Source organism: Bartonella saheliensis, assembly GCF_902162175.1.
In genome coordinates, this window is record NZ_LR607259.1 from 1 (window position 1) to 5,485 (window position 5,485).

General features: G+C 37.5%; 9 protein-coding genes. 3 read left to right on the forward strand and 6 right to left on the reverse strand.

Going from position 1 to position 5,485, the window contains the following annotated elements; all coding sequences use genetic code 11:
* Positions 1 to 1,061, reverse strand: a 1,061-nt coding sequence (locus FS875_RS09255) for a PBSX family phage terminase large subunit (protein ID WP_144755998.1), incomplete at its 3' end; no start/stop codon positions are given.
* The gene (locus FS875_RS09260) at positions 1,042 to 1,377 is read right to left on the reverse strand and encodes a hypothetical protein (RefSeq protein WP_144756001.1); all 336 of its coding nucleotides are present in this window, start codon (positions 1,375 to 1,377) and stop codon (positions 1,042 to 1,044) included. The genes FS875_RS09255 and FS875_RS09260, both read right to left, overlap by 20 nt.
* Positions 1,378 to 1,579: 202 nt before the next feature.
* Between FS875_RS09260 and FS875_RS09265 the strand changes: the two genes are divergently transcribed.
* Positions 1,580 to 2,110 carry a hypothetical protein gene (locus FS875_RS09265; protein ID WP_144756004.1) on the forward strand — a complete coding sequence of 177 codons (531 nt, stop codon included), beginning with the start codon at positions 1,580 to 1,582 and terminating at the stop codon, positions 2,108 to 2,110.
* 176 nt (positions 2,111 to 2,286) lie between these two features.
* On the opposite strand, the gene FS875_RS09270 is transcribed toward FS875_RS09265, so the two are convergent.
* The 4 genes from FS875_RS09270 to ssb all read right to left on the reverse strand — a co-directional run bounded on the left by FS875_RS09270 (position 2,287) and on the right by ssb (position 4,408).
* Complete coding sequence (locus FS875_RS09270) at positions 2,287 to 2,673, reverse strand: type II toxin-antitoxin system PemK/MazF family toxin (protein WP_144756008.1); 387 nt, start codon at positions 2,671 to 2,673, stop codon at positions 2,287 to 2,289.
* A 32-nt stretch (positions 2,674 to 2,705) separates the two neighbouring features.
* On the reverse strand, positions 2,706 to 3,230 hold the full coding sequence (locus FS875_RS09275) for a hypothetical protein (RefSeq protein WP_144756012.1): 525 nt from the start codon (positions 3,228 to 3,230) through the stop codon (positions 2,706 to 2,708).
* Positions 3,217 to 3,729, reverse strand: a complete 513-nt coding sequence (locus tag FS875_RS09280) for a Panacea domain-containing protein (RefSeq protein WP_144756015.1) — start codon at positions 3,727 to 3,729, stop codon at positions 3,217 to 3,219. The genes FS875_RS09275 and FS875_RS09280 overlap by 14 nt, the downstream gene beginning before the upstream one ends.
* A 241-nt stretch (positions 3,730 to 3,970) precedes the next feature.
* A complete protein-coding gene (gene ssb / locus FS875_RS09290) occupies positions 3,971 to 4,408 on the reverse strand; it encodes a single-stranded DNA-binding protein (protein WP_144756021.1) in 438 nt (145 codons plus the stop codon).
* A 138-nt stretch (positions 4,409 to 4,546) separates the two neighbouring features.
* On the opposite strand from ssb, the gene FS875_RS09295 reads away from it, so the two are divergent.
* A complete protein-coding gene (locus FS875_RS09295; RefSeq protein ID WP_144756024.1) occupies positions 4,547 to 4,855 on the forward strand; it encodes a type II toxin-antitoxin system RelE/ParE family toxin in 309 nt (102 codons plus the stop codon).
* Positions 4,836 to 5,153, forward strand: a complete 318-nt coding sequence (locus FS875_RS09300) for an addiction module antidote protein (protein WP_144756027.1) — start codon at positions 4,836 to 4,838, stop codon at positions 5,151 to 5,153. The genes FS875_RS09295 and FS875_RS09300 overlap by 20 nt, the downstream gene beginning before the upstream one ends.
* Positions 5,154 to 5,485: the final 332 nt, after the last annotated feature.

Here is a 5,485-nt window from a genome sequence, read left to right on the forward strand (position 1 = left end):
ATTTTGACTGCACCAGCCCCTTGATTGGGGATCACTTGCGTCTCAAAACCCGCATCATTTAAGGCACTCTCAAAACTCACATTGTGCACACGGTCTCTTGTCGCGCCATCATGGGGGAGAACCATCAATGCCTTCTCATAACCATTGTCACGTAGCCAGCCTATGTGCTCGGATAACGGCTGCCCTTGTGCCTCGTAATAATCAAGCACTCTGATCTCTCTACCCACAAATTGCGCTATCCAAATCGCTGTGGCATCTGCCTTAGCCCCCGTTCCCCCAATATCCCAAAAGGCACGTATCTGCATTAAAGGGTCACGTGCAATGCGCCCTATCCGCCCCTCTTGCTCAGCTGCCAACATCTCTTTCTGATAGTAAGCACCCTGAACCGCTGTAAGATAAGCCCCCTCCCATATGTGTTTATAGGTTTCTGGACGATTTCTAAGATCATCAAGCCGCGCTTCATTCAAGATCTTCGGAAACTTCGGGTTATCTGACCAATTGATCTCTACACGCTTAATGGCTTCATTGTCTGAAAAGCGAAACCGCCTTTCAACCGGTGCATTGTCTCGCAATGGATTCCATGTCACCCATAACTCTGCTCTCCAACCCTCGCCTTCTTCACGCAATGTTGGTATAAGCGTCTGCCAAGCTGTCTCTGTGACCGGTTCTGCCTCATCGACCCAACAGAGCAATATCCGCCCCATGGATTTGATACTCGCAATATTCCTATCCAGACCACAAAACTGAAAACCTATACGACCATCATTCGACTTAATTGAAGCTTCCCCAACCCGATAATAGTCCTGTAAAAAGTCATGGGCTTCAATGGCGCGTTTTATCTCCTCCAAAGAACTATCAGCTAGCGAGTTTTGAAACTGACGTGCACAAAGAATAGTCCCTGATATCCCTCCCATGCCAAATTGATAGCCTTTTAAAGCCGCCATCAAAGCAAAGGATCTTGTCTTTCCTGACCCCCGTCCTCCCCAAGCAGCACGTACCGCCGCCTTACCCGTAAAAATCGGTATAAGCTTTGGTACAATCTTAATCTGTCTTGTCGTCATTCATTGTTAAAGGCGCTATTTCCACGCGCCCTATCATCTTAATGGCTCCCCCATTCTCACCTGTCACTTGCAAGGGCAAGATCTTACCAAGCAGTGCTAAATAAGCAGCTGGGCATTTAATCGCTTGCTTTTCTAGATAAGAGATCAGCCCTTCCTTGCCATACTTACTGCCTGCCAATTCAGCTGCTTTAATGATTGCCTCTTTAAGAAGACGAGTATTCTTATTCGGCACCCCTTTGACCCGCCCTTGACCTGCATTAGGAGGCAGAGGCTTTTTGGTCGGTTGTAAAACCTGTTGTGTGTTTTCTGATGTCATAAATTCCTCCCTCCAGATAACAAAAAACCCCGCATTTGCGGGGCTTTAAACTGTATCCAACCCTCATTTAGATACAATACACCTAAGTGCAGTAATGTCATTAAATACGATTTGCATCACTTTGTCAACACAAAAATAACACATATTGATAATTTCAAGAGGAATCTGTTAGGTAGTTAAGATGTAAATTAAGGTAGAAACAATGTTTATAAAAAAAACTCTCTTTAGAAGCATATTAGTTATCACACTTTTTACAACGTGCTTTATATCCCCTTCAAAGGGATATGCTTATGATGATTTAGATGAATTCTGCTGTTCAAAAGAAGTAGTAAGACTAGAGAGAGAACTCAGTGATTACCTGTATAAAAATTACGATTGGTGGGAACAAAGATGTTACATCGCTCAATGGATACACGATAAATATTTAGAAAAAACTTTGTCGATACCAGCACCACTAGCTGAGCAACATATAAAGACTATAAAGCAATGGCGTAATCTAGTCATAAACCGAAATGGTGTATCGCGTGCCGTGATAAGCAATATGCAATTCGCAATAGAGCAAATGCGGCATTTAGCTAGAGCAAAACGGTATAAGCAACATGAAGAGGTATCACGACTTCTCGATCTCATTACCCAAGCTCGAGCGACTATTGCTACACAAAAAGAAAAAGTTAAGAGGCTAGATTATGAAATTAAAATAACAATGGATATGCTTGTTTATTTTTATGAATAATTGCACACTTATAAAAAGTGCTTATGAAGCGCATTAAGAGCAACATGCAATGATCTATAAAAAGCGAAAGAGGCAGCAAGCCACCTCTTCGCACCTGACCCCTTTTACAAGGGAGCGGTCACTGTTTGGTTACAGCGCCGTATCTATGTTGAATATAGATTTATTACTTACAATTGTCAATAATTAGGGTGTGGAAGATATTCCCACATTAAGCTAATAACCTTATTAAATTCTTCTTCGGATAACCTAAAGATGCAATCAGTTGCACTTAATCGGCTAACAGCGACTGTCATCAAATAATTACATATAACCCATGATGATTTCATATTTGGAAATGATTTTATGAGATAAGCTGCATGATTGTCAGGTTGCGATTTAGATGTTAGCGGTAAAACTGTTACACACCCATTTAACTTGGAAGTTTTAGAAACAATTAATACAGGACGTTGCTTCCAAAATTCTGGTAATTGAGCATCCTTTGGAAAATCACACCAAAGAATTTGCCGAATGCGTGGTGCTGATTTTAAGCGCGGTTTCAAACGTGGTGGCTGTATTTCTTCCATTATTAATTTTATCCATTATAGATCTTATATTCTTACTTTAGATAATCATTAAGAATATTGAGAACAATACATAATGGATTAATAAGATGCGGTAATTCTTGATCCTCTATAACGAGGTACTGTAGCGCGGCATAGAAGTTATACTGTCTATAGAGACATTGCGCTTCTTTTATTACCTCTTGCATGTTTTCAAATTGCTTTGTTGCAAATTCTACCCATTTGTCTCTTGCCTTATCATCAGCAGATGATGGCATTTCGTCATAAATCGCATTAGGCAAGCCTTTTGCACAAAGGTAGTTATTTCGTATCTGTAGGTACTGTTGTGCGGTGTCATATTGCTCTTGATCAAGAATGCCTTGTAAACAAAGCCGCCCTATATAAGTACCGACAAGTGGATTTTTTGCATCTTGTAAGCTTAAAGAGAAGCGCTTTGCACGCATTTCTATTGCCAATTTATCAATGGCTTCACGCGGTGCTTTTGCACGTGATATACGACCATTGGCTTCTCTGATACATCCCTTAATCCGTGGGCGTCCCCTCTTTTTATTTTTTTTCACTTACACCCCATTGCGAATATTCATTAATTTTTTGCGTGAAATATTCTTCGATATCATGGTCTTTTAACTTCACACCAAACCGCCCATTATATACTTTCCTCCATGGCGTTCCCTCCTTATGAGATTCATAACACAAGTGAGAAGATGAAAAGTTTTTATACGCATTCCAAACGCTCTCTAATAATTTGAAAGTATATTCATCCGTTGAGTTTTTATGAATTCTAGGAATAAAAATTTCTCCTGTCTCTAAATCCACCATACGTGAGTAATGATCAATAAAACGCCGTCCCCAATCTTTAAACTCATGATAGAGAGCCGGTATCACTGGACCATGCTGCCATGCCTCTATACGATCAGAAAAGAGACGCTTACCTGTAGCTGCTAACATCCAACCATAAGCAAAATACACCAGCTTAATAAGCTTCATAGGCGAAATTCCAATATCTTCCTCGCGCCCCTTTTCAAGAAAGAAGTTAGCAATTTGTTGAACTTGATACATTATTCAAACTAAATAACCATACAGATAAAGAGAGACCTATAATTATACTCAGTATGCTTTCCTTTATTTTGCCCTCAAAAAAAAAGAAAGTACATCCACATATTGCCAGCGATATTACAATTGCTATTGCCAGTTCAAAAATAGTCATAGAAGCATCGTTATGATTTAATAACATCCTCTGATTGTGCATCATCATATTATGATGTAGGAGCCATGTGTCTAATCTCATTTTCACACCACTTTAAAAAGGAACGCTATCATTTGGTACTGTAGACATATCAAGAGGTCTGTAAATGCTTCTGTCATAAGGAGATGACTGCTCTTGAGTATCATCATTTTTGCCATCTAAAAGCTTTAAGTCGCCTTTGTACTTAGGTAAGATTATTTCTGTTACATAACGTTCAATACCATTTTTATCTTGCCATTTACGAGTTTGTAACTGCCCTTCGATATAAACTTTGCTGCCTTTATTAAGATATTGAAGTGCTATTTTTGCAAGATGTGTATTAAAGACAACAATGGAATGCCACTCTGTTTTGTCTATTCTCTTATTGGTTACCTTGTCTGTATAGCTCTCAGAAGTAGCCAACCGAAAATTGACCACCTCGCCACCGGAAGGCATTATTTTACTTTCTGGATTTGCCCCTAAATAACCAATTAAAATAACTTTATTTAACATGCTTATAGTTCCATTAAAATCATGCAAAAACTATAGCATAATTTTACTATTTTTACAATGTTTTCAATAAGATAATATAAATATTTTTGAATAAACATTATAATTGACATTATTTATTTCGTTACTTATAAGCTACATATGTTCATTATTAAGAAAACATCATACTTTAACAAATGGCTAAACTCTTTAAGAGACAAACAAGTACAAAAGAAAATTGCTATGCGCATTTTACGTCTTGAATACGGTCTTTTCGGTGATGTTAAATTCTTTAATGGCATCGGTGAATTACGTATCCATTATGGTGCGGGTTACAGAATTTATTTTGTAAAAAGAAAAAAAGAGATTATTTTATTATTAAATGCGGGTGATAAATCAACTCAACAAAAGGATATTGAAAAAGCCCTTCAATTAGTAAAAGAGATTGATGATGAAAATAACACCATTTGACGCTAGCGAGTTTTTTAAAACTACTGAAGATTTTAAAGAGTTGTTACAAGATGCTTTAGAAACTAAAAACAGTGGTTATGTTTCACATGTATTAGGAATTATTGCACGTAAGCAGGGAATGACCGCAATTTCTCATGAGACAGGATTAAATCGTGAGTCTCTTTATCACTCTTTAAGTAAAAAAGGTGATCCACGGCTTTCTACTTTCTTTAGTGTGTTAGATGCTTTAAATTTACAAATCAGTTTAAAACAAACACCTAATAATTGTGAAAAAACAACAACTTTAGAGAAGATTTAAAGGCTGTTTTGATATTGCGTTTTTATACGATTTGTTTAGTATAGAGATATTCGTCCACTCTTGGATAATGGAATAACAGAAAGCGTACATAAAAAGCCGTGTCTTTAAAGGGCGCGGTTTTTTATTGTCTATTGTTTGATAAAAGCATTCAAAAGCAAGGTTATGATAAGAGCGCATAAAAAAACCTTGCCACCTAAAAAAGGTGGACAAGGTTCTCAACTTCTTAAATCGGATTTATACTAGCATGATTTGTTTTTTAATTGCAAATAGAATTAAAATAAATTTGTTTTTATACACAATATGTAGTATTTTATTTGAGACCAGTATGTATT

Coding starts and splice junctions, on each gene's coding strand:
- FS875_RS09265 (WP_144756004.1), top strand. CDS start 1,580: ATGTTTATAAAAAAAACTCTCTTTAGAAGCATATTAGTTATCACACTT.
- FS875_RS09270 (WP_144756008.1), bottom strand. CDS start 2,673: ATGGAAGAAATACAGCCACCACGTTTGAAACCGCGCTTAAAATCAGCA.
- FS875_RS09280 (WP_144756015.1), bottom strand. CDS start 3,729: ATGTATCAAGTTCAACAAATTGCTAACTTCTTTCTTGAAAAGGGGCGC.
- FS875_RS09300 (WP_144756027.1), top strand. CDS start 4,836: ATGAAAATAACACCATTTGACGCTAGCGAGTTTTTTAAAACTACTGAA.
- FS875_RS09260 (WP_144756001.1), bottom strand. CDS start 1,377: ATGACATCAGAAAACACACAACAGGTTTTACAACCGACCAAAAAGCCT.
- ssb (WP_144756021.1), bottom strand. CDS start 4,408: ATGTTAAATAAAGTTATTTTAATTGGTTATTTAGGGGCAAATCCAGAA.
- FS875_RS09295 (WP_144756024.1), top strand. CDS start 4,547: ATGTTCATTATTAAGAAAACATCATACTTTAACAAATGGCTAAACTCT.